General features: G+C 73.5%; 17 protein-coding genes and 2 pseudogenes. 16 read left to right on the top strand and 3 right to left on the bottom strand.

The window, feature by feature from the left end; all coding sequences use genetic code 11:
• The first annotated feature begins 33 nt into the window (after window positions 1–33).
• From ACFPZN_RS32190 to ACFPZN_RS32155, 8 genes are all read left to right on the top strand, one after another.
• Window positions 34–1,569: an APC family permease gene (locus ACFPZN_RS32190; protein ID WP_378286045.1), complete on the top strand. Its 1,536-nt coding sequence runs from the start codon at window positions 34–36 to the stop codon at window positions 1,567–1,569.
• A gap of 28 nt (window positions 1,570–1,597) precedes the next feature.
• Window positions 1,598–2,818, top strand: coding sequence for a cytochrome P450 (locus ACFPZN_RS32185; protein ID WP_378286044.1), 1,221 nt, complete (start codon window positions 1,598–1,600; stop codon window positions 2,816–2,818).
• Window positions 2,819–2,858: 40 nt separating this feature from the next.
• Window positions 2,859–3,047: a ferredoxin gene (locus ACFPZN_RS32180; RefSeq protein WP_378286043.1), complete on the top strand. Its 189-nt coding sequence runs from the start codon at window positions 2,859–2,861 to the stop codon at window positions 3,045–3,047.
• 1 nt (window position 3,048) lies between these two features.
• Window positions 3,049–4,296 carry an NAD(P)/FAD-dependent oxidoreductase gene (locus ACFPZN_RS32175; protein ID WP_378286042.1) on the top strand — a complete coding sequence of 416 codons (1,248 nt, stop codon included), beginning with the start codon at window positions 3,049–3,051 and terminating at the stop codon, window positions 4,294–4,296.
• A 30-nt stretch (window positions 4,297–4,326) separates the two neighbouring features.
• Complete coding sequence (locus tag ACFPZN_RS32170; RefSeq protein WP_378286041.1) at window positions 4,327–5,724, top strand: glutamine synthetase family protein; 1,398 nt, start codon at window positions 4,327–4,329, stop codon at window positions 5,722–5,724.
• A complete protein-coding gene (locus tag ACFPZN_RS32165; RefSeq protein ID WP_378286040.1) occupies window positions 5,721–6,470 on the top strand; it encodes a substrate-binding periplasmic protein in 750 nt (249 codons plus the stop codon). Before ACFPZN_RS32170 ends, ACFPZN_RS32165 begins: the two co-directional genes overlap by 4 nt.
• Window positions 6,471–6,545: 75 nt before the next feature.
• Window positions 6,546–7,193, top strand: coding sequence for a TetR/AcrR family transcriptional regulator (locus ACFPZN_RS32160; RefSeq protein WP_378286038.1), 648 nt, complete (start codon window positions 6,546–6,548; stop codon window positions 7,191–7,193).
• 13 nt (window positions 7,194–7,206) lie between these two features.
• Window positions 7,207–8,421 (top strand): cytochrome P450, encoded by a 1,215-nt coding sequence (locus tag ACFPZN_RS32155; RefSeq protein ID WP_378286037.1) that lies wholly within the window; start codon window positions 7,207–7,209, stop codon window positions 8,419–8,421.
• 24 nt (window positions 8,422–8,445) lie between these two features.
• On the opposite strand, the gene ACFPZN_RS32150 is transcribed toward ACFPZN_RS32155, so the two are convergent.
• Together ACFPZN_RS32150 and ACFPZN_RS32145 are read right to left on the bottom strand one after the other, a co-directional pair.
• Window positions 8,446–8,925, bottom strand: coding sequence for a DUF3515 domain-containing protein (locus ACFPZN_RS32150; RefSeq protein ID WP_378286036.1), 480 nt, complete (start codon window positions 8,923–8,925; stop codon window positions 8,446–8,448).
• Window positions 8,926–8,938: 13 nt separating this feature from the next.
• Complete coding sequence (locus ACFPZN_RS32145) at window positions 8,939–9,172, bottom strand: Lrp/AsnC family transcriptional regulator (RefSeq protein ID WP_131758312.1); 234 nt, start codon at window positions 9,170–9,172, stop codon at window positions 8,939–8,941.
• A gap of 127 nt (window positions 9,173–9,299) precedes the next feature.
• Here ACFPZN_RS32145 and ACFPZN_RS32140 point away from each other — a divergent pair, with 127 nt between their 5' ends.
• From ACFPZN_RS32140 to thiD, 3 genes are all read left to right on the top strand, one after another.
• Window positions 9,300–10,220 (top strand): thiamine-phosphate kinase, encoded by a 921-nt coding sequence (locus tag ACFPZN_RS32140; RefSeq protein WP_378286035.1) that lies wholly within the window; start codon window positions 9,300–9,302, stop codon window positions 10,218–10,220.
• A gap of 111 nt (window positions 10,221–10,331) precedes the next feature.
• Window positions 10,332–11,135, top strand: a complete 804-nt coding sequence (locus ACFPZN_RS32135; protein WP_378286034.1) for a cellulose binding domain-containing protein — start codon at window positions 10,332–10,334, stop codon at window positions 11,133–11,135.
• 59 nt (window positions 11,136–11,194) lie between these two features.
• Entirely contained in the window at window positions 11,195–12,010 is an 816-nt protein-coding gene (gene thiD, locus ACFPZN_RS32130) for a bifunctional hydroxymethylpyrimidine kinase/phosphomethylpyrimidine kinase (protein ID WP_378286033.1), read from the top strand.
• Between the two features lie 94 nt (window positions 12,011–12,104).
• Here thiD and rpmB read toward each other — a convergent pair whose 3' ends face one another.
• Complete coding sequence (gene rpmB, locus ACFPZN_RS32125; protein ID WP_026341916.1) at window positions 12,105–12,299, bottom strand: 50S ribosomal protein L28; 195 nt, start codon at window positions 12,297–12,299, stop codon at window positions 12,105–12,107.
• Window positions 12,300–12,538: 239 nt separating this feature from the next.
• On the opposite strand from rpmB, the gene ACFPZN_RS32120 reads away from it, so the two are divergent.
• From ACFPZN_RS32120 to ACFPZN_RS32100, 5 genes and pseudogenes are all read left to right on the top strand, one after another.
• Window positions 12,539–14,170, top strand: coding sequence for a DAK2 domain-containing protein (locus tag ACFPZN_RS32120; RefSeq protein ID WP_378286032.1), 1,632 nt, complete (start codon window positions 12,539–12,541; stop codon window positions 14,168–14,170).
• Window positions 14,171–14,191: 21 nt separating this feature from the next.
• Window positions 14,192–14,737 (top strand): annotated as a pseudogene (locus tag ACFPZN_RS32115) (OB-fold nucleic acid binding domain-containing protein); the annotation flags it as partial.
• A gap of 1,071 nt (window positions 14,738–15,808) precedes the next feature.
• Window positions 15,809–17,455: pseudogene (locus ACFPZN_RS32110) on the top strand (ATP-dependent DNA helicase RecG); the annotation flags it as partial.
• A gap of 229 nt (window positions 17,456–17,684) precedes the next feature.
• Entirely contained in the window at window positions 17,685–18,665 is a 981-nt protein-coding gene (locus ACFPZN_RS32105; RefSeq protein ID WP_378286031.1) for a HEAT repeat domain-containing protein, read from the top strand.
• Window positions 18,666–18,930: 265 nt separating this feature from the next.
• Window positions 18,931–20,742: a serine/threonine-protein kinase gene (locus ACFPZN_RS32100; protein ID WP_378286029.1), complete on the top strand. Its 1,812-nt coding sequence runs from the start codon at window positions 18,931–18,933 to the stop codon at window positions 20,740–20,742.
• The last annotated feature ends 260 nt before the right edge of the window (window positions 20,743–21,002 follow it).

The raw sequence follows: 21,002 nt of genomic DNA, 5'->3' as shown, positions 1-21,002 counted from the left end.
GCCGACAAGGCCCGCTGACAAGGGAGGACCCCGGTGTCCACCGCACGCGAACCCGCCGCGGCGCCCCCGGCCGCGGAACCCGGCGACGCCGACTCCGCACGCCTGGCCGCCCTCGGCTACGAGACCCACTTCAAGCGCGACATGAGCCTGTGGGCCAACTTCTCCCTCGGCTTCACCTACCTGTCCCCGGTCGTCGGCGTGTACGCGCTGTTCGCGTTCTCGCTGGCCACCGCGGGCCCGCCGATGATCTGGGCGTTCGTCATCGCCGGCGTCGGACAGCTGCTGGTCGCCCTGGTGTTCGGCGAGATCGTCTCCCAGTACCCGGTCAGCGGCGGCATCTACCCGTGGGCCCGCCGGCTGTGGGGCCGCCGCTGGGCCTGGATGAGCGGCTGGGTCTACCTGTTCGCGCTGCTGGCCACCATCGCCAGCGTCAGCTACGGCGCCGGACCCTACGCCGCCGCGATGCTCGGGTTCCGGCCCACCGCCACCACCACCATCGTGTGCGCCCTGGCCATCCTGGCCGTCGCCACCCTGATCAACCTCTCCGGCACCCGCTGGCTGGCGCTGGCCGCCATCATCGGGTTCGCCGCCGAACTGCTCGGCGCGCTGGCCGTCGGGATCTGGCTGCTGGCGACCGAACGGCACCACGGCCTCGGCGTGCTCTTCGACGGACAGGGCACCGGCTCGGGCGGCTCGTACGCGGCCGCGTTCCTGGCCGCCTCCCTCATCGGCATCTTCCAGTACTACGGCTTCGAGGCGTGCGGCGACGTGGCCGAGGAGGTCCGCGACCCGGCCCGCCGCATCCCCCGCGCGATGCGGATGACGATCTACGTCGGCGGCGCCGCCGCCACCTTCGTCACCCTCGCCCTGGTGCTGTCGGTGGCCGACTTCGGCGCCGTCATCTCCGGCGCCGACGCCGACCCCGTCACCACCGCGCTCACCGCCGCGTTCGGCTCCGGCATGGTCAAGGTGATCCTCGGCATCGTGCTGATCTCGTTCGTGTCGTGCGCGATGAGCCTGCAGGCCGCCGCCAGCCGGCTGACCTACGCCTACGCCCGGGACGACATGATCGTCGGCAGCCGGGTGCTGGCCCGGTTCTCGCGGGCCCGGCACGTCCCGCCGTACGCGCTGCTGCTGGCCGCCGTGCTGCCCGCCGTGCTGGTGATCGGCTCCAAGCTCTCCGCCGACGCCCTCACGAAGATCATCTCGTTCGCGTCGCTGGGCATCTACCTGGGCTTCCAGATGGTCGTGCTGGCCGCGCTGCGCGCCCGGCTCAGGGGCTGGCGGCCCGCGGGGCACTTCACCCTCGGCCGCTGGGGCCTGGCGGTCAACATCGCCGCGCTGGTGTACGGCGTCTCCGCGATGGTCAACATGTCCTGGCCGAGGACGCCCGAGGCGCCCTGGTACGACGACTACATCGTCCCGCTGTCCGGCGCGGTCGTGATCGTCCTGGGCCTGGTCTACATGGCCGCGACCCGCCACTACGGACGCGGTGACGCCCCGGCCGGAGACGCGATCCCCGCGGCCGGGCGCGCCGCCCCCGCCACCGATCCCCTCACGACCCCATGAGCGACCCCATGAGCACTTGGAGGAGGCCATGAGCCCGACCACCGCCGCGACCGCGCCGTACTTCAACATCGCCGACCCCGCCTTCTCGGTGCAGTCGGAGGAAGTGCGGCGGGCCCGCGAGGACGGCTGGTACGCGCGCACCAACTACGGCATCGCCGTCCTGCGCTACGACGAGGTCAGCCGTCTCCTCAAACACCCCAAGCTGCGGCAGGGCAGCGCCAAGTGGCCCGAGCACCACGGCATCACCACCGGGCCGTTCGCCGACTGGTGGTCCAACTGGGTGCTCAACAAGGAGGGCGAGGACCACCACCGGCTGCGCCGCCTGATGAACCCCGCGTTCTCCCGGCGCCTGATCAGCGGGCTGGTGCCGCGGTTCCGGGCGCTGGCCGGCGAGCTGGTCGACTCCTTCGCCGAACCGGACCGCTGCGAGTTCGTGTCGGAGTTCGCCGAGCCGTACGCGGCCAGGGTCATCGCGATCATGCTGGGGCTGCCCGAGTCGGAATGGCCGGTGATCGCCCGCGAGTCCGCGACCATCGGCCTGGCCATGGGCGTCACCATCGCCGAGGACCTGCCGAAGATCGAGGCCGCGCTGGACGGCCTGTACGGCTACGTCGACGAGCTGATCGACGACCGGCTGCGCGAGCCCCGCGACGACTTCGTCACCCGCCTCGTCCAGGCCGAGCGCGACCAGGACCGGCTCAGCCGCGTCGAGCTGCGCGACTCGATGATCCTGCTGATCTTCGGCGGGTTCGACACCACCCGCAACCAGCTCGGGCTGGCCATGCAGACCTTCCTGAGGCACCCGGACCAGTGGGCGTTGCTCGGCGAGCGGCCCGACCTCGGCGCCGCCGCCGTCGAGGAGGTCATGCGGGTCGCCCCCACCACCACCTGGGTGACCCGGGAGGCCCTGGAGGACTTCGAGTTCCAGGGCGTGGACATCGCCGGCGGCACCACCGTGCACCTCTTCACCGAGTCCGCCGGGACCGACCCGCGCGCCGTGCCGGACGGCTCCTTCGACATCACCGCCGAACGCCCGCCCCACTACGGGTTCGGCGGCGGCGCGCACCACTGCCTCGGCCACTTCGTCGCCCGCTGCGACATGAGCGAGGCGCTCCCGCTGCTCGCCCAGAGAATGCGCGACCCCCGACCCGGTGGCCAGGCCCGCTCCCTGCCGCTCAGCGGCAACACCGGCCCGATCACCCTGCCCATCGCCTTCACCCCGCCCACCCGCCAAGCCGAGGGAGGCTGACCACCCGCATGGCAGCCGCCCGCACGGAAGGAGTTCCCCGATGAAGGTCGTCGTCGACCTGGACCTGTGCCAGGACCACGGGCAGTGCGCCATCGCCGCGCCCGACGTCTTCAGCATCAACGAGGACGGGAGGCTGGAGTACGACGACTCGCCCGGTGAAGCCCTGCGCGGCGACGCCGAGGACGCCGCCGACGTGTGCCCCGTCCAGGCCATTTCGATCGAGGACTGAGATGGCCGGACACGTCGTCGTCGTCGGGGCCGGGATGGCCGGGCTGCGCGCCGCCGAGCAGTTGCGCGCCGCCGGATGGGACAGGGCGATCACCGTGGTCGGGGCGGAGGAGCACCTCCCCTACAACCGGCCGCCGCTGTCCAAGGAACTGCTGGCGGGCAGGATCGGGCGGGGCGGCGTCGCCGAGGCGCACGCCGCCACGGAGTTCCGGCGCCGCAAGAGCGTCGAGGACGTCACCTGGCGGCTGGGCACCCCGGTCGCGCGGGCCGCGCTGGGCTCCCGCAGGCTGACCCTTGCCGACGGCACCGACCTCACCTACGACGGGCTGGTCGTGGCCACCGGGCTGCGGCCGCGCCGCGCCGTCATCCCCGGGCCCGAGTTCGGCCGGCACGTGCTGCGCACCCTCGACGACGCGCTCGCGCTGCGCGAGCGGCTCGCTCCCGGCCGCTCCGTGGCCGTCGTCGGCGGCGGGTTCATCGGCTGCGAGGTCGCCGCCACCGCCCGGCTGGCCGGCTGCGACGTCACCGTGGTCGAGCCCTGCCACGAGCCCATGGAACGGTCGCTCGGCCCCGAACTGGGCCGCGTGCTGCGGCAGCACCATGAGGACCAGGGCGTCCGGTTCGTCACCGGCCGGATCGTCTCCGAACTGCTGTCGGACGGGCCGTGCGAGCGGGTCGCCGCCGCCGTCCTCGACGACGGCACCCTCGTCCCGGCCGACCTGGTCGTCGAGTCGGTCGGCTCCCGCCCCAACGTCGAATGGCTCCAGGGCAACGGGCTGGACCTGCACGACGGCGTCCTGTGCGACAACCAGCTGCGGGTGGAGGGACTGCCCGGCGTCGTCGCCGTGGGCGACGTGGCCCGCTTCCCCAACCCGCGCTACGACGACGTGCCGCGCCGGGTCGAGCACTGGTGCGTCCCCAACGACACCGCCAAGCGCGCGGCCACGACGCTGGCCTCGCACCTGGGCGTCCGGCCGCAGGACGACAGCCCCTTCACGCCGCTGCCCTCGTTCTGGAGCGACCAGTACGGCGTGCGCGTGCAGAGCTACGGTGCCCCCGCGCTCGGCGCCCGCTGCGTGCTCCTCGACGGCGGGCTCGACCACCCCCGGGCGCTCACCGGCGGCGTCGCGATGGCGTACTACAGCGACCGGCAGATGGTCGGGGTGGTGCTCGTCGGCATCCCCGCCTCCGAGCACCGCCGGTACCGCGAGCTGCTGAACGGCGGCCTCGCCCCCGCTGCCGCCGCCTGACCCCCACTCACCCCCCAGGGAAGGTTCCCGATGTCAACGACGACGGCTCTCGACGAGCACAAGGAACGCAACGCCGACGAGGCCGCGCTGCGCGACCTCACCGCGCGGGTCGAGGAGTCCGGGGTCGAGTTCGTCTACTACCAGACCGTGTCGCTGACCGGCCGCGTGGTGGGCAAGGTCGTCCCGGCCCGGCACCTGCGCCGCAACCTGGAACGCGGCGTCAACCTGCACCGCACCGCCATGTCCGACCTCCAGGTCGACCGGTTCGGCGCGCTGCTCGGCGGCGGCACCGAGGCCGCCGAGTTCACCGCGATGCCCGACCCCGAGACCTTCGCCGTGCTGCCGTGGGACACCACCGTCGGCCGGTTCCTGTGCCGCGTGTACGAGCCCGGCCACCGCCCCGAGGTCGGCGGCCGCCCGCTGGCCACCGACGCCCGCTCCAACCTGCGCCGGGTGCACGCGGCGTTCACCGAGGCGACCGGGCTGCGGCTGCGCAGCGGCTGCGAGCCGGAGATGACGTGGACCGGCCCCGGCCTGGACGTGCACGTCAAGCCCGGGTCGAGCCCCTCGTACCACGTCGACAGCCTGGAGGTGATGCGCCCGGTCTACCAGCGGGTGATCCGGTACGCGCAGGCGCTGGGCTTCGACATGATCGAGGGCGACTACGAGGACCCGGGGCAGCTGGAGCTGAACTGGCTGTTCGACGACGCCGACGCCACCGCCGACCGGGTCGTCACCTACCGGCAGATCTGCCGCCAGGTGGCGCGGGAGCTGGGCGTCACGGCCAGCTTCATGCCCAAGCCCGCCGCCGGGGTGATGGGCAACGGCTGCCACCACAACCTCAGCCTGTGGCGCGGCACCGGGGACGACGCGGAGAACGTCCTCGCCGACCCCGGGGTGACCGAGATGCACCTCACCGACCTCGGCAGGCACGCGGTCGGCGGGATCCTGAGCCACGCCGCCGGGATGATGGCGCTGATGGGGCCCACGGTGAACTCCTACAAGCGGTACTGGGACGCCGGCCAGTTCGCCCCCTCGCAGATCAACTGGGGCATGGACAACAAGACGTGCACGGTGCGGCTGTCGGCCAACGGGCGGCTGGAGTGCAAGCTGCCCGACGCCAGCGTCAACCCCTACCTCTCGCACGCCGCGCTGATCTCCGCGATCAAGGACGGCCTCGACCACGCCATCGACCCCGGCCCGCCGCAGGCCGGCAGCAGCTACGAGGGCGCCCCCGGCAAGTTCGAGCCGCTTCCCCTGACTCTCCGGGACGCGCTGGACGCCTTCGCCGCCGACTCGGTCGTCCGCGGCACCTTCCCCGAGGAGATGGCCGAGCTGTACCTGGAGCTCAAGGGCGACGAGTGGGCCCGGTTCTGCGGCCACATCACCGACTGGGAGCGCGAGATGTACACGGAGCACCTCCCGTGACCGACCGTCGTGTCGCCTGTGGGGGACGACCCCCCACACCCCCCGCGAGGCCGTTGCGCCTGGCCTGCATCGACGCCGAGGCGCCGCCGCTGTTCTCCCGCAGCCAGGACGGGGTGACCCGGCACGGCTACGAGCCGGACGCGGCGGCGCTGGTCGCGGAGGTGCTGGGCCGCCCGCTGGAGTGGGTGTTCACGCCGTGGGCCGAGTTCGTCCCGGCGCTGCGCGCGCACGAGGTCGACGGGGTCTGGTGCGGGCAGGGCATCACCGAGGCCCGCCTGCGCCAGGTCGACTTCACCCGGCCCTACGCCGTCTTCAACGAGTCGGTGCTGGTGCGGCGGGGCGCCGGGGTGACCGGGCCGGACGGGCTGCGCGGCCTGCGGGTGGCCGCGATCGACGGCAGCACCAACATGGCGCTGGCCGCGACGTTCGGCGGCGCCGTCACCGTCCCGTTCGGCGGCGAGACCGACGACGTCTTCGGCGACATGCTGGCCGCCCTGCGCTCCGGCGAGGTGGACGCGGTGGTCGACGACGACGTGGTGTTCGTCCCGCTGGGGGAGGACCCGGACTTCGAGCTGGCCTTCACCGTCCCGACCGGCAACCGCTGGGGCGTCGCCGTCGCCAAGGACCGGCCCGGGATCCGCGCCGACCTGGACGGGGCGCTGGCGGCCGTGATCGCCGACGGCCGCCTGGAGAAGGCGTGGCGCTCCTGGATGCCCGCCCTGCCGTACCCGTTCGGCAAGGACTGACCGCCGGAAGGGGCGGGTGGGTGTGGCGGCCGGGCGCTTGCCGGGCCCGCGGCGGCTGAACTAATGTCTGGACACGTGTCCGGAACACAGCGGCTGATCACCGAGCCCACCCGCCGCCGCCTCACCGAACGGCAGGCCGACACCGTCCGGCGGCTCACCGACGCCGCGGTCGAGGAGGTCCGGGGGACCGGCTACGACGGCCTCACCGTGCGGAACGTGGCCCGGCGCGCGGGCGTCGCCCCGGCCACCGCCTACACCTACTTCGCCTCCAAGAACCACCTGATCACCGAGGTGTTCTGGCGGCGGCTGTCGGCGCTGCCGCCGGTCGGCGCCGGCGGCGCGCTCCGCGACCGGATCGTCGCCGTGCTGCGCGAGACCGTGCTGCTGGTCTCCGACGAGCCCGAACTGGCCGCCGCCTGCACCACCGCCATGCTCGGCACCGACCCCGACGTGCGGGAACTGCGCGAACGGATCGGCCTGGCCATCCGGGAGCGGCTGCAGACCGCCATCGGCGACGGCCCGTCCGAGGGTGAAGGCTCGTCCGAGGGCGAGGGCGAGGGCGGCGGCATCGGCGATCCGGCCGCCCGCTCCCGGATGGTCCACGCGCTGGAGATGGCCTACACGGGGGCGCTGGTGCACGCGGGCATGGGCTACCTCTCCTACGCGCGCGTCGCCGACCGGCTCGCCGAGACGGTCGAGCTCATCCTGCCCGACCCCCAGTGAGGTGACGGCCACCGTGAAACCGTCCAGCAGCGACACGTCCAACAGCGACCTTGCCTACAGCCCCTTCGACTACGCCATCCACGAGGACCCCTACCCGACCTACGAGCGGCTGCGCGAAGAGGCCCCGCTCTACCGCAACGACGACCTCGGCTTCTGGGCGCTGTCCCGGCACGCCGACGTGTCCGCGGCCTTCCGCGACCACGCGACCTTCTCCAACTCCAACGGGGTCTCCGTGGAACCGAGCGCCTGGGGGCCCCACGCCCACAAGACCTCGTCGTTCCTCGCCCTGGACCCGCCCAGGCACACCCGCATGCGCGCCCTCGTCTCCAAAGGATTCACCCCGCGGCGGGTCAGCGCGCTGAGCGACGACATCCTCCGCCTCACCCGCCGCCACCTGGAACCCCTCCTGGACAGGCGCGAGGGCGACTTCGTGGCCGACTTCGCCGGGCTGCTCCCCATGGACGTCATCTCCGAGATGATGGGCGTCCCCGAGAGCGACCGCGCCGAGGTCCGGCGCCTCGCCGACCTGGTCGTGCACCGCGAGCGGGGCATCGACGACGTCCCGCCCGCGGGCGTGGAGGCCGCCCTCACCCTCGTCGGCTACTACGAGGGGATGCTCGCCGAACGGCGCGCCCGGCGCCGCGGCGACCTGACCTCCGCGCTGCTGGACGCCGAGATCGACGGTGACCGGCTCGCCGACCGCGAGATCATCGCCTTCCTCTTCCTCATGGTCGTGGCCGGCAACGAGACCACCACCAAGCTGCTGGCCAACGCCCTCTACTGGGGCCGCCGGAACCCCGACCAGGGCGCCAAGCCGTTCGCCGACCCCGACCGCGTCGGAGATTGGGTCGAGGAGACGCTGCGCTTCGACACCTCCAGCCAGATGCTCGCCCGCACCGCCGCCAAGGAGACCACCTGGCACGGCCAGGTCGTGCCCGAGGGCGGCCAGGTGCTGCTTCTGGTCGGCTCGGCCAACCGCGACCCGCGCGTGTTCGAGAGCCCCGACTCCTACGACCTCGACCGCGACACCTCGCGCCTCATCAGCTTCGGAGGCGGACGGCACTTCTGCCTGGGCGCCGGGCTCGCCCGCCTGGAGGCCCGCATCGCCCTGGGCGAACTGGTGCGGACCGTGTCGTCGTACGAGGTGGACCACGTGGGCGCCCGGCGCGTCCACTCCGCCAACGTGCGCGGCTTCGCCGCCCTCCCCGTCAGCCTGGACGTGCGATAGCGGCGGCGGGCGACGGGTCCCCGATCAGATCTGGCCCTCGGGCTTCTTCGGGATCGTCGCCGAGATCGCCTGGCCCAGCTCGATCAGCACATCGCCGGGCGGGCTGTACTTGCTCGGCACCGTCACCTCGACGTACGCCTGCCGGGACACCGCCGTGAACGTGACCGGACGGCCCGCGGGCTCCCCGAACCAGTCGACCTCGTTGATCGTCACCAGCTGCGAGGTCGGCTGCAGCGCCGCGGGCCGCGGCACCCCGCAGCGCAGCGCGATCGCCGGGGACCCCCACGCCGCCGTCAGCGGCGACTCGGGCGAGGTGTCGCGCCGGGACTGCCCGTGCACCTGCTCGGGCAGCCGCAGCCCCGCGCACAACCGCTCGCCCGCCGCGTCCGTGGACGGCACCGGCACCTGCACCGCCCCCTCCGCGCACCCGGCCGGCAAGGCCCCGGCCAGCAGCGCCGCCAGGACGAGCGGCAGCGACCGGGAACGCACGAACCTGGAACGCATTGGGAGAAGACGGTCAGATGTGGACGATGGGGCAGGTGAGCGTGCGGGTGATCCCTTCGACCGCCTGGATCTGCGCGACGACGAGCTTGCCCAGCTCGTCGACATTGCGCGCCTCCGCTCGGACGATCACGTCGTACGGCCCCGTCACGTCCTCCGCCAGGGTGACACCCGGGATGCCGGCGATCTCGCCGGCCACCTCGGCAGCCTTGCCGACTTCGGTCTGGATGAGGATGTAGGCCTGCACCATCACGTCCTCCCCGGGCGGAGAAAAAGCCGTCGGACGGTCACCGTATCGTGTTACGCGGCCCGGCGGGCGCCGGGGGTTGGGCGAACGGCGCGCGGCGGCCGGCCGGCGGGCGAGAGATCGGGGGCGGATGAGCAGCATCGGGGAGCTGGGCGAGTTCGGGCTGATCACACGGCTGACCGACCGCCTGCCGCAGGGGCCTGCCGTCGAACTCGGCCCCGGCGACGACGCCGCGGTCGCCCGCGCGCCCGACGGGCGGGTGGTGGCCACCACCGACCTGCTCGTGGAGGGCCGCCACTTCCGCCGCGACTGGTCCGGGCCGTACGAGATCGGCTGCAAGGCCGCCGCGCAGAACCTCGCCGACGTCATCGCGATGGGCGCCCGGCCCACCGTGCTGCTGGTCGGGCTGGCCGTCCCGGCGGAGACCCCGGTGGAGTGGGCCGAGCAGCTCTACGCCGGGCTCGGCGAGGAATGCGAGATGACCGGCACCTCCGTGGCCGGCGGCGACGTCGTGGCCGCCCCCCGGATCCTCCTGGCGGTCACCGCGCTGGGCGACCTGGGCGGCGAGCCGCCGCTGACCCGGTCCGGGGCGCGCCCCGGCGACCTGGTGGTGGTGCGGGGGCGGCTCGGCCACTCCTCGGCCGGCCTGGAGCTCCTCGAGAACGGCCGCGACGAGCCCGCCGAACTGGTCGAGGCCCACCGGCGGCCGCGGCCCCCCTACACCGCCGGAGCCGAGGCCCGCGCGATGGGCGCGACCGCGCTGCTGGACGTCAGCGACGGCCTTCTCCAGGACCTCGGCCACATCGCCAAGGCCAGCGGTGTGCGGATAGAGGTCGACACCGCCGAGGTGCCCGTGCCGGCGGTGCTCGGCCCGGGTGGCCTTCGCCACGTCCTCACCGGCGGGGAAGACCACGGTTTCGCCGCCACCGTGCCCCCGGGGGCCGCGATCCCGTCGTCCTGGACGGTGGTCGGCAGGGTCACCGAGGGTGCGGGAGTGCTGGTCGACGGCGGTGCCTACCGGGGTGCCGGCTGGGATCACTTCCGTGACTGATCGGGAGGGAATCCTTGCCGGAGCGTGCGGGACGCCGCGCGCGCCTTTGCCGGTCTGGTAGGCATGCTTGGTGCGTGTTTGGTATACATCCTGTGATCGAAGAGGGATGGGATGGGACGACACACCAGGCTTGAGCGAAGCGAGGACGAGACCGCCCCGGACGAGGCGGAACCCCCCTCCGGCTCCATGAGCCCGTCCGCCTACGGCCCTCCGCCCCACGGCTCCGCGCCGTACGGCGTCCCGCCGCAGGCTCCTTACGGGCTCCCGCCGCAGGCTCCCCACGGCGTCCCGTCACATGCCCCACACGGCGTCCCGCCGCAGGCGCCCCCCGGCCCCCGTCCCCCGGTCGCCCCCGAACCTTCCGGATCCTCCAAAGGATCGTCCAGGCAATCCCCGCTGCGGGTGCTCTCCTCGGTCCCGGTGCCGCTGCTGCCGATCGTCGCGCTGGTCCTGGCGGTCGGGGTGGTGTCGTACGCGCTGAGCACCCAGCAGATCTCCCTCAACTTCGCCGGCGGCGCCCCCAAGGAGCCGGCCCAGGCCCGCGAGGGCCAGGTCTCCCAGCGCGGCCCCGGCGACCGCGCCAGCCGCGGCGCCCAGCGCGCCGACGGGCTGGTCGTCCGGTTCAAGATGGGCACCGTCTCCTCGACCGGGTTCCGGTTCACCGCCACGATCGCCAACCGCGGGCAGCGCAGCGTGCCGAAGTGGGCGATGGCGTTCCGGATCCCCGGCGCCACGATCGTCTCCGCGAGCGGCGCCACCGTGGTCCGCACCGGCGAGCTCGGCTGGGTGCGCAGCCCCACCGGCGCTCCCGCGCTCGGCCCGGGCCAGTCGGTGAGGATCACCTTCGCGGCGCAGGGCAAGGCCGGCGGGCCCTCCTCGTGCACGATGAACAGCCTGCCCTGCGCGCGCGTGTGACCGCGCGGGCCCGCGGGCCGCGCAGGTCCCCGGGCCGCGAACGGCCTTAAAGTGGCGCTATGACGCAGAATTCGCCGCAGGCCCCGCCGCTCGTGCTCACCATCGCCGGATCGGACTCCGGCGGCGGCGCTGGGATCCAGGCGGACCTGAAGACCATGCTGGCCCTGGGCACCCACGGCATGAGCGTCATCGCGGCAGTCACCGCGCAGAACTCCCTCGGCGTCCAGGGCTACTGGGAGCTGCCGCCCGAGGCCGTGCGGGCCCAGCTCGACTCGGTGCTGTCCGACATCGGGGTGCACGCGATCAAGACCGGCATGCTGGCCTCGACCGCCCTGGTCGAGACCGTCGCCGAGGTGCTGGCCGGCGCCACCGCGCCCGTCGTGGTCGACCCGGTGGGCGTCTCCAAGCACGGCGACTCGCTGCTGGCCGCCGACGCGGTGGACGCGGTCCGCACCGTCCTGCTGCCCACCGCGACCGTCGTCACCCCCAACCTGTGGGAGGTCGAGCAGCTCACCGGCGTCAAGGTGGTGGACGAGTCGCAGCTGCGCGAGGCCGCCGAGGCGGTCCTGGCGCTGGGCCCGCGGTGGGCGCTGATCAAGGGCGGGCACCTGCCCGGCGAGGCCGCCGACCTGCTCTTCGACGGCGAGCACGAGCACCGCTTCACCGCGCCCCGCCACGACAACCGGCACACCCACGGCACCGGCTGCACGCTCGCGTCCGCGATCGCCTCGCAGCTGGCGCTGGGCGACGACGTGCCCACGGCGGTCGGGAAGGCCAAGGAGTACGTCACCGGCGCGATCGCCGCCGGCTTCCCGCTGGGCTCGGGCATCGGCCCGGTCGACCACGGCTGGCGCCACCGCGCCGGCACCGGCTGACCGGCGCCGGGAACGCAGAAGGCCGGCTCATCGGAACGCGATCCGATGAGCCGACCGGTGGCCTGGCGGTGCCGCCCCCGCGGGGCGGTGCGCGTCAGACGGTGGGCTTGACGACCTTGCCGGCCTTGATGCAGGACGTGCAGGCGTTGATCCGCTTGGTGCCACCGTTCACGACGGCGCGCACGCGCTGGATGTTGGGGTTCCAGCGGCGCGGGGTGCGGCGGTGCGAGTGGGAGACGCGCATGCCGAAACCGGGTCCCTTGCCGCAGACGTCGCAGACGGAAGCCACGGGTAACTCCAAGTGGGTGTCGATGCTCTGAACCGGAGCGACCGCCGTGCCGGATCGGGCACCGGGGGCGCGCAGGAAGCGTTCCGGAAGAAACGCAGAACTCAGATTAGCCCACCGCTCGTTCCCTACGCGAATCGGCCCGCGGGCGCAAGCGCCCTTCCGGTTCCCCTGGGACCGCTCCGCACGGTACAGAGGTATCCGCGGAAACGGCGGCGCGGGATCGGCGAGCGGAGCTGATTGTGGGCGAAGTCCTCGACGGGGCGGCGGTACGGCGGTGGAGCAGGCTCGCGGCGGAGGCGCTGGGCCGCACTCGGGGGGAGATCGACGCGCTCAACGTGTTCCCCGTGCCGGACGGGGACACCGGCACCAACCTGCACCTGACCCTGCTGTCGGCGGCCGACGCGGTGGACGAGCTGCCCGAGGGCGCGGGCACGGCCGAGACGTGGCGGGCGCTGACCCAGGGCGCGCTGGTCGGCGCCCGGGGCAACTCGGGGGTGATCCTGAGCCAGTTCCTCCGCGGCCTCGCCGAGATCGTGGGCCGGCCTGAGACGGCCGGGGACGGCCTCGCGTTCGCCGAGGCCCTCGGGTACGCGTCCGTGCTGGCCCGGAACGCCGTGGAGCGCCCGGTGGAGGGCACGATCCTGAGCGTCCTGGAGGAGGCGGCGGTCGCCTGCTCCGACGCGGCGGCCTCCGGCCCGGCGATCGACGCGGACTCCCCGGGGCCGGGGCTGGCCGGGGTGGCGCGGGCGGCGGCGGCCGGGGCGCGGCAGGCGCTCCGGCGCACCACCGGGCAGCTGGAGGTGCTGGCGCGCAGCGGCGTGGTGGACGCGGGCGCGGCGGGGCTGTGCGTGGTGCTGGACGCCCTCACCGCCGTGCTCACCGAGGAGTATCCGGAGCGGTACGAGGTGCCCGCGCGGGCGGCGGGCGAGGCGCCCGTCCGGGAGCAGCGGGCCGAGGGGGCGGGGCCGGGCTACGAGGTCATGTACCTGCTGGACGCCCCGGACGAGTCCGTCCCGGACCTGCGCGAGGTCCTGGACGGGCTGGGCGACTCGCTGGTCGTGGTGGGCGGCGACGGGCTGTGGAACGTCCACGTGCACGCCGACGACGCGGGCGCGGCGATCGAGGCGGGGCTGGCGGCGGGCCGTCCGCACCGGATCCGGGTGACCTACCTGCACGCGGCCGAGGGCGAGCAGCAGCCGCAGGCGCCGTGCACGGGCCGCGCGGTGGTGGCGGTCACGGCGGCGGAGGGCCTGGCCGCGCTGTTCGAGAGCACCGGGGCCCGCGTGGTGCTGCGCGAGCCCGGCGCGGTGCCGCCGCTGGCGGTGCTGGCCGAGGCGATCCTGGCCGCGGGCGACGAGGTGACCGTGCTGCCCAACGAGCCCGAGGTGGTGGCGCTGGCGGAGGCGGCGGCCGAGCGGGCCCGCGACACCGGGGCGCGGATCGCGGTCGTCCCGACCAGGGCGTCGGTGCAGGGCCTGGCCGCGCTGGCGGTGCACGACCCGCTGCGCCGGTTCGCCGAGGACGTGATCGCGATGACCCGGGCGGCGGGCGCGACCCGGTTCGGGCATCTGGAGGTGGCCGCGGAGGAGGCGTTCACCAGCGTCGGGCTGTGCCAGCCGGGGGACGTGCTGGGGCTGATCGAGGGGGACGTGGCCGTGATCGGGACCGGGCAGGCGGAGGTGGCCCGGCAGGTCCTGGACCGGATGCTGTCGGGCGGCGGCGAGCTGGTGACGCTGATCTCCGGCACGTACGCGCCCGCGGGCCTCACCGGGGAGCTGGAGGAGCACCTGCGGGTCCGGCACCCGGACGTGGAGGTGGGCGTGTACGACGGCGGCCAGGTCCGCTACCCGCTCCTCATCGGCGTGGAATGACGGGTCCCGCGCATAGGGTCGGTGGTGCGCGGTAGAAAGGTCGACGTGGCGAAACTCGACGAGTCGTTGCACAGGGTGCTGGGGGACAGGACCGCCAAGGTGCTGGCCAAGGGCCTCGACCTGCACACGGTCGGCGACCTGCTGCACCACTACCCGCGCCGCTACGCGCACCGGGGCGAGCTGACGCCGCTGAACGAGCTGGAGGACGGCGAGCACGTCACGGTCATGGCCGAGGTGGTCAAGGTCCAGGGCCGCACGCTCAGCCGCAGCCCCGGCTACGTCCTGGAGATCACCGTCACCGACGGCACCGGCGAGCTGAAGCTCAGCTTCTTCGGGCGCAAGGGCTCCTACCGGCCGGAGAAGGACCTGGCGCCGGGCACCCGCGGCCTGTTCGCGGGGAAGATCAGCACCTACCGGCCGCGCAGCGGGCGCGGGCAGCGGCAGCTGGCCCACCCGCAGTACAAGGTCGTGCCGGACCGGGCGGGCCAGGACGCCGCGGACGCCGCGCAGGAGTGGGCGGACGAGATCATCCCGATCTACCCGTCCACCAAGGGCCTGGACATCGAGACGATCGGCAAGTCGGTCGGGATGGTCCTGGACGGCCTGGAGCCGGGCGCCGACCCGATGCCGGAGCTCACGCTCAAGCGGCACGGCTTCGTCGGGCTGCGCGAGGCGTACGAGGGCATCCACCGTCCGCGGTCCTGGGAGGAGCTGGGGCGCGCCCGCAAGCGGCTGAAGTGGGATGAGGCGTTCGTGCTGCAGGTGGCGCTGGCGCAGCGGCGGATGGCCGCCGCCGCACTGCCCGCCAAGGCGCGGCCCGCGATCGAGGGCGGCCTGCTGGACGCGTTCGACGCCCGGCTGCCGTTCGAGTTGACGGCGGGCCAGCGCGAGGTGGGCCGCGAGATCGCCGAGGACCTCTCTCTCGAGCACCCGATGCACCGCCTCCTGCAGGGCGACGTCGGCGCGGGCAAGGCGCAGCCTCTGGATGCCCGGATCCTGACGCCGACCGGCTTCCGTCAGATGGGAGATCTCGCCGTCGGCGACGAGATCATCACCCCGTCGGGGGAGGTGACGGTGGTGACGGGTGTGTTTCCGCAGGGGGCGCGCGAGGTGTTCAGGCTGGTCTTCTCGGACGGGACGGCGGTCGAGTGCGATGACGAGCACCTCTGGGCCGTCAAGACGGACACGGGCTGGCACCGGGGCAGCGCCCTCAAAGTCCTCACCACTCGCGAACTACGTCATGACCTGCTGCGGAAGTCCGGAAACGCCAAGTGGTACGTGCCGCTGATCGAGCCGCCCGAACTGGATCGTCCGGAGGGGCCGGAGGGGCGCCCCGTCGATCCCTACCTCCTGGGCGTGCTGCTCGGCGATGGCTGCCTGCTGTACGGGCGGGTCACGATCAGCACTCGTGACGACGAGATCCTCCGAGCCGTTTCGGAGTCGATGCCGGACGCCTGCCGGATTCGGCAGAGCGAGAGCCGTCCACTGGACTGGTTCGTGCTCGGTGAGCGCCGGGGCGCCGGAAATCCTCTACTCGCTGCCTTGCGTGAACTCGATGTCTACGGAAAGGGCTCGTACGAGAAGTTCGTCCCGGCCTCGTATCTGGTCGCTCCCGTCAAGGAGCGGCACGCGCTGCTCCAAGGTCTGCTGGACACCGATGGGACTTTGCGAGCCGAAGGGCGCGACGTCAGCTTCACCTCGGCCTCCAGGAGGCTCGCCGAGGATGTCGCATGGCTGACCCGCTCGCTGGGCGGGTACGCGCGGTGCAGACCGGTCACCAAGGTGGGGAAGCGGTTCTGGATCACCTCTGTCAAGCTTCCGAATGCCTTCCCGCCATTCAGGTTGGCACGGAAGGCCGACAAGGTGCGGCCCCTTTCCAAGTATGAACGCAGGCGCAAGGGGCTCCGCTCGATCGAGCATGTGGGGCGCAAAGAGGTGCAGTGCATATCTGTGGCGCACCCCGACCGCCTTTATGTGACGGACGGCTGGACACCGACCCACAACACCGTGGTCGCGCTGCGGGCGATGCTGCAGGTGGTGGACGGCGGCGGGCAGGCCGCGATGCTGGCGCCCACCGAGGTGCTGGCCCAGCAGCACTACCGCTCGATCACCGGGATGCTCGGCGAGCTGGCCCAGGCGGGGCAGCTGGGCGGCGCCGACACCGCGACGCGGGTGGCGCTCCTCACCGGTTCGCAGGGGGCCAAGGCGCGCAAGGCGACGCTGCTGGAGGCGGCGTCCGGCTCGGCCGGGATCGTGGTCGGCACGCACGCGCTGCTGGAGGACCACGTCCAGTTCGCCGATCTGGGCCTGGTGGTGGTGGACGAGCAGCACCGGTTCGGCGTCGAGCAGCGGGACGCGCTGCGCGAGAAGGTGGCGGGCGGCCGCCCGCACGTGCTGGTCATGACGGCCACGCCGATCCCGCGCACGGTCGCGATGACGGTCTTCGGCGATCTGGAGACCTCGGTGCTGGGCCAGCTCCCGGCGGGGCGGGCGAAGATCAACACGCATGTGGTGCCGCCGGAGAAGCCCGCGTTCCTGGCCCGCACCTGGGAGCGGATCAAGGAGGAGGCCGCGCAGGGGCGGCAGGTCTACATCGTCTGCCCGCGGATCGGCGGGCAGGAGGGCGACGAGGGCGACGTCCGCGACGCGGCGCCGCCCGAGGACGGCGAGCGGCGCTCCCCGCTGGGGATCATGGAGCTGCTGCCGCACCTGGAGGAGCTGCTGGCGGGGCTGCGGATCGGGGTGCTGCACGGCAAGCTGCACCCCGACGAGAAGGACGCGGTGATGCGCCGCTTCGCCGCGGCGGAGCTGGACGTCCTGCTGGCCACCACGGTGATCGAGGTCGGGGTGGACGTGCCCAACGCCACCGGCATGGTCATCATGGACGCGGACCGGTTCGGGGTCTCGCAGCTGCACCAGCTGCGCGGCCGGGTGGGCCGGGGCACGCTGCCGGGGCTGTGCCTGCTGGTCACCGACGCCGAGCCGGAGAGCAAGGCGCGGGAGCGGCTGAACGCGGTCGCCTCCACCACCGACGGTTTCAAGCTGTCCCGGCTCGACCTGGAGCAGCGCCGCGAGGGCGACGTGCTCGGCGCGAGCCAGGCGGGCCGCTCCTCCAGCCTGCGGCTGCTGACGCTGCTGCGCGACGAGGAGGTCATCCGGCACGCCAGGGACGAGGCCGCCCTGCTGGTCGAGGCCGATCCCGACCTGGCGGAGCACCCCGGGCTGGCGGCGGAGCTGGCGGCGCTGCTGGACGACGAGCGCACCGATTTCCTGGAGAAGACCTGACCTTGGCGTCGGTCAAGGGCGGGCGGGGAACGTGACATGGTTCTCGTCAAGTTCCCTACTATTTCGGTTGACTAAATAGGGAACTGCGCGCACGATGAAGGGGTGAATCCGGTCCAAGCCCTCACCGTGCGCCGCCACGTCGACTTCCGTCGGCAGGCGAGCGCGCTGTGTTCCGCTCGTTGATCCGCTCTTTCCCCAGGATCCGACGGCTTCCCGGAGGCACATCGTCATGACCGTCACCCACGAGAACGACCAGACCCGCCAGAACGACGCTCCCCGCACCGACGGCGAGACGCGCCGGACCGACCGGACTCCCCGCACCCGCGTGGACGAGCTGCACGCGGGCGCGGGGGCCCTCGGTCCCGCCGCCATCGAGGACCACCTGCGCGACCCCGAGCCCGAGGTCCGGGCCGCCGCGGTCGACGCCCTGGCCGGGGCCGCGCGACGGGGCGACGACGTCCCGCGCGGCACCGGCGACGCCCTCGCCTGGGCCCTCGCCGACGAGCACCGCGACGTGCGCCGCGCCGCCGCGGGCCTGCTGCGCGACCTCCCCGAGGTCTACTTCGGCGACGACGGAGTCAAGGCGCTCCTCCTCGCCGCCGCCCGCGGCCGCGAGGAGGACGTCCGCGCCACCGCCGCCGAGCTGCTCGCCGGGCTCACCGCCGGGGCCGGCGAACTGTACGCGCAGGGCCTGCACGACGGCGAGGCCCACCTGCGGGTGCAGGCCGTGCTCGGGCTGATCTCCCTGCACGCGGTCGACCAGGTCGCCGAGGCCGCCGACGACCCCGCCCGCGAGGTGCGCGTCGCGGTCGCCGAGGGCCTGGCCAGGCTGGCCCGTCCCGCCGGGCTGCCCGCCCTGGAGGGCCTCCTCGCCGACCACGACCCGGTGGTGCGGATGGCCGCGCTCGACGCCGCGGCGGAGCTCGGCGTGCCCGAACCCCTGGAGGGCCGCGTGGTGATCTCCATCGCACATTCGAGTTGGCAGGTTCGGCGCCGCGCCGCGTTCGCGCTGGCCGAGGCCGATCCGGACACCGCCGTCCAGCCGCTCGTGAGTGCTCTGCGCGACCGCATCGTGGACGTCCGGCGCGCCGCCGTCCAGGCCCTGGAACAATGGGCTTCGGATCGGCCCGAGGTGGTCACCGCCTTGACCGAGGCGTTGACCGATCCCGATCCGGGTGTGCGCACGCAGGTACGCTGGGCGCTCGCCTAGCAGGCCGCGGCACCGCGAGGAGCCACGGCGGGCCGCACAGGCCGCGCCGTCACAGACGCGGGCGGGACGTTCCGGGGTGGGGGCGTCCCGCCCGCTTCGCCGTTCAGCGCCTTCTTTCTCCGTGTTCGCGGCGGTACTATCCGCGAGAATCCGTGAGAACCAGGCAGTCGATCACAGACGTCTAACGAGTTACGGCCGATGATGGGCCCCGGAGCCCGTGCGGGTAGAGGTCTCGTGGCGGCTTCGCGGCGTACGGAGGACATCGATGACGGCGGTTCGCCCCCTCCTGCCGAGCGATCCGGTGAGGCTGGGGCCCTACGACCTGGAGGGGCGGCTGGGCGAGGGCGGCCAGAGCGTCGTCTTCCTCGGCCGCGGTGAGAACGGCCGCGAGGTGGCGATCAAGCTGCTGCGGGCGGCGCTGAGCCAGAACCCCGAGTGGCGGGCGCGGTTCGAGCGGGAGCTGCGGCTGATCGGCCGGGTCGCCGGGTTCTGCACCGCCCAGGTCGTCGACCACGACGTCGCCGGCGAGCTCCCGTACGTGGTCAGCGAGTACGTGCCGGGCCCCTCGCTGACCGAGCTGGTCACCGGCACCGCACCGCGCACCGGCACCGACCTCGACCGGCTGGCGATCGGCACCGTCACCGCGCTGGCGGCCATCCACCGCGCCGGGATCCTGCACCGCGACTTCAAGCCGGCCAACGTGCTGATGGGCCCGGACGGCCCGCGCGTGATCGACTTCGGGATCGCGCGGGTGCTGGGCGCGGCGGCGGCCAAGGGCAGCGGGGTGGTGGGCACCCCCTCGTACATGGCGCCCGAGCAGGTCACCGACACCGAACTGGGCTCGGCCGTCGACATGTTCGCCTGGGCCTCGACCATGCTGTTCGCGGCGACCGGGCGGCACCCGTTCGGGAACGACACCATCTCCGCGGTCTTCCACCGGATCCTGCACTACGAGCCCGACCTGTCGCCGCTTCCCGACACGCTGCGCGCGATCGTCTCCGCGTGCCTGGCCAAGGACCCGAGGCACCGTCCCGAGGCCCAGCAGGTGCTGCTCGACCTGCTCGGCCGCCAGGACACCCTGTCGGACGAGCCCGACGGCGCGCTGACCACCGGCGCCTCGTTCGCCGGCGGCGTCGCGGGCGCGGGGTTCCCGGGCCTGCCGGGCGTCGGCGGCACCGGACCCGGCGGGGGAGCGGGCCGGCCCGGCCCCGGACCCGCGCAGCCCGTCACCCATCCGCCGGTCCACACCATGTCGCCGGGCGGTCGCGGCGGGCGCTGGCGGATCGCCGTCGCCGTCGCGGCGCCGCTGCTGCTCCTGGGCGCCGGCGGCACCGCCTACGCGCTGATGTCGGGCGGCGGGGGCACCACGCCGAAAGGGCCCGCCCCCTTCGCCGACACGCCCGCGCCGCCCGGCGAGGCGGCGGCCGTGCTCGGCACCACCGGCGAGTCGCTCAAGGCGGTGCTCAGCTTCGACTACCGCCGGATCGACCAGGACGTGGCCGGCGCGCACGCCCGCGTCACCCAGCGCTACCGCGCCGAGTACGACCGCCAGCTGGCCGCCGACAGCTGGCGGGTCCAGCTGCGCAACAACCGCAGCACGGTCGGCACCGAGGTCACCGACTCGGCGGTCGTGGCGGCCACGCGCGACACCGTCACCGTCCTGTCGAACGTGAAACGGACGGTCAGCTCGGCGAACGCCCGGCCCACACTGCTGAACGAGCCGATGCGGGTGACCATGGTGCGCCAGGGCGGCTCCTGGCTGCTGGACACCCTGTACCTCCTCAAGGCGGACTCCGTGCCGGCCCTGACCGCGGGCGGCGGCGCCACCGGCGGCTGGCCGGGCGCCCAGGGCCGCGGGGTGGCCGACGCGCTGGGCCGGCACCAGACCCTCAAGGAGGGCTCGGTCGTCGAGACCGCACTGCGTCCCGGCGCCTCCGCCGGGCAGCTGAACGCGCTGGTCACCGTCGCCGAGTGCGACAGGGCCGCGTGCAAGGCCACCGACAAGGTCTCCATGTACCGCTTGGTGGCCCACCAGTCCAACGGAGCCTGGCAGGTCATCAAAAGTGAACGCCTCTGAAGGGGGGACCACCGAAAACCAAGAGGGGCCGCGCGGCACGAAACCGCGCGGCCCTTCCCTTGCCTCCCAAGTGACAAGCTCAACCGTCAGCCCAACCCCGAACGGACGCTCAAGCGCTGCGATCGCGTCCGAAGGCAGTTCCGAGCCTGCGAGGAACTGATCGCGGAGCGAGCCGCCAGGCGAGTTCGAAGCGATGCAGCGATCGCCGCATGCGCGACAAGCGACGAGCCGCCAGGCGAGGAGCGCAGCTCGCGCATGCA

This window comes from Actinomadura rugatobispora, from assembly GCF_042656285.1.
Lineage (GTDB): Bacteria > Actinomycetota > Actinomycetes > Streptosporangiales > Streptosporangiaceae > Spirillospora > Spirillospora rugatobispora.
This window is presented reverse-complemented; position numbering and strand designations above follow the sequence as displayed.

Coding starts and splice junctions, on each gene's coding strand:
- ACFPZN_RS32185 (WP_378286044.1), top strand. CDS start 1,598: ATGAGCCCGACCACCGCCGCGACCGCGCCGTACTTCAACATCGCCGAC.
- ACFPZN_RS32180 (WP_378286043.1), top strand. CDS start 2,859: ATGAAGGTCGTCGTCGACCTGGACCTGTGCCAGGACCACGGGCAGTGC.
- ACFPZN_RS32175 (WP_378286042.1), top strand. CDS start 3,049: ATGGCCGGACACGTCGTCGTCGTCGGGGCCGGGATGGCCGGGCTGCGC.
- ACFPZN_RS32170 (WP_378286041.1), top strand. CDS start 4,327: ATGTCAACGACGACGGCTCTCGACGAGCACAAGGAACGCAACGCCGAC.
- ACFPZN_RS32150 (WP_378286036.1), bottom strand. CDS start 8,925: ATGCGTTCCAGGTTCGTGCGTTCCCGGTCGCTGCCGCTCGTCCTGGCG.
- ACFPZN_RS32145 (WP_131758312.1), bottom strand. CDS start 9,172: ATGGTGCAGGCCTACATCCTCATCCAGACCGAAGTCGGCAAGGCTGCC.
- ACFPZN_RS32140 (WP_378286035.1), top strand. CDS start 9,300: ATGAGCAGCATCGGGGAGCTGGGCGAGTTCGGGCTGATCACACGGCTG.
- ACFPZN_RS32135 (WP_378286034.1), top strand. CDS start 10,332: ATGGGACGACACACCAGGCTTGAGCGAAGCGAGGACGAGACCGCCCCG.
- thiD (WP_378286033.1), top strand. CDS start 11,195: ATGACGCAGAATTCGCCGCAGGCCCCGCCGCTCGTGCTCACCATCGCC.
- ACFPZN_RS32105 (WP_378286031.1), top strand. CDS start 17,685: ATGACCGTCACCCACGAGAACGACCAGACCCGCCAGAACGACGCTCCC.
- ACFPZN_RS32100 (WP_378286029.1), top strand. CDS start 18,931: ATGACGGCGGTTCGCCCCCTCCTGCCGAGCGATCCGGTGAGGCTGGGG.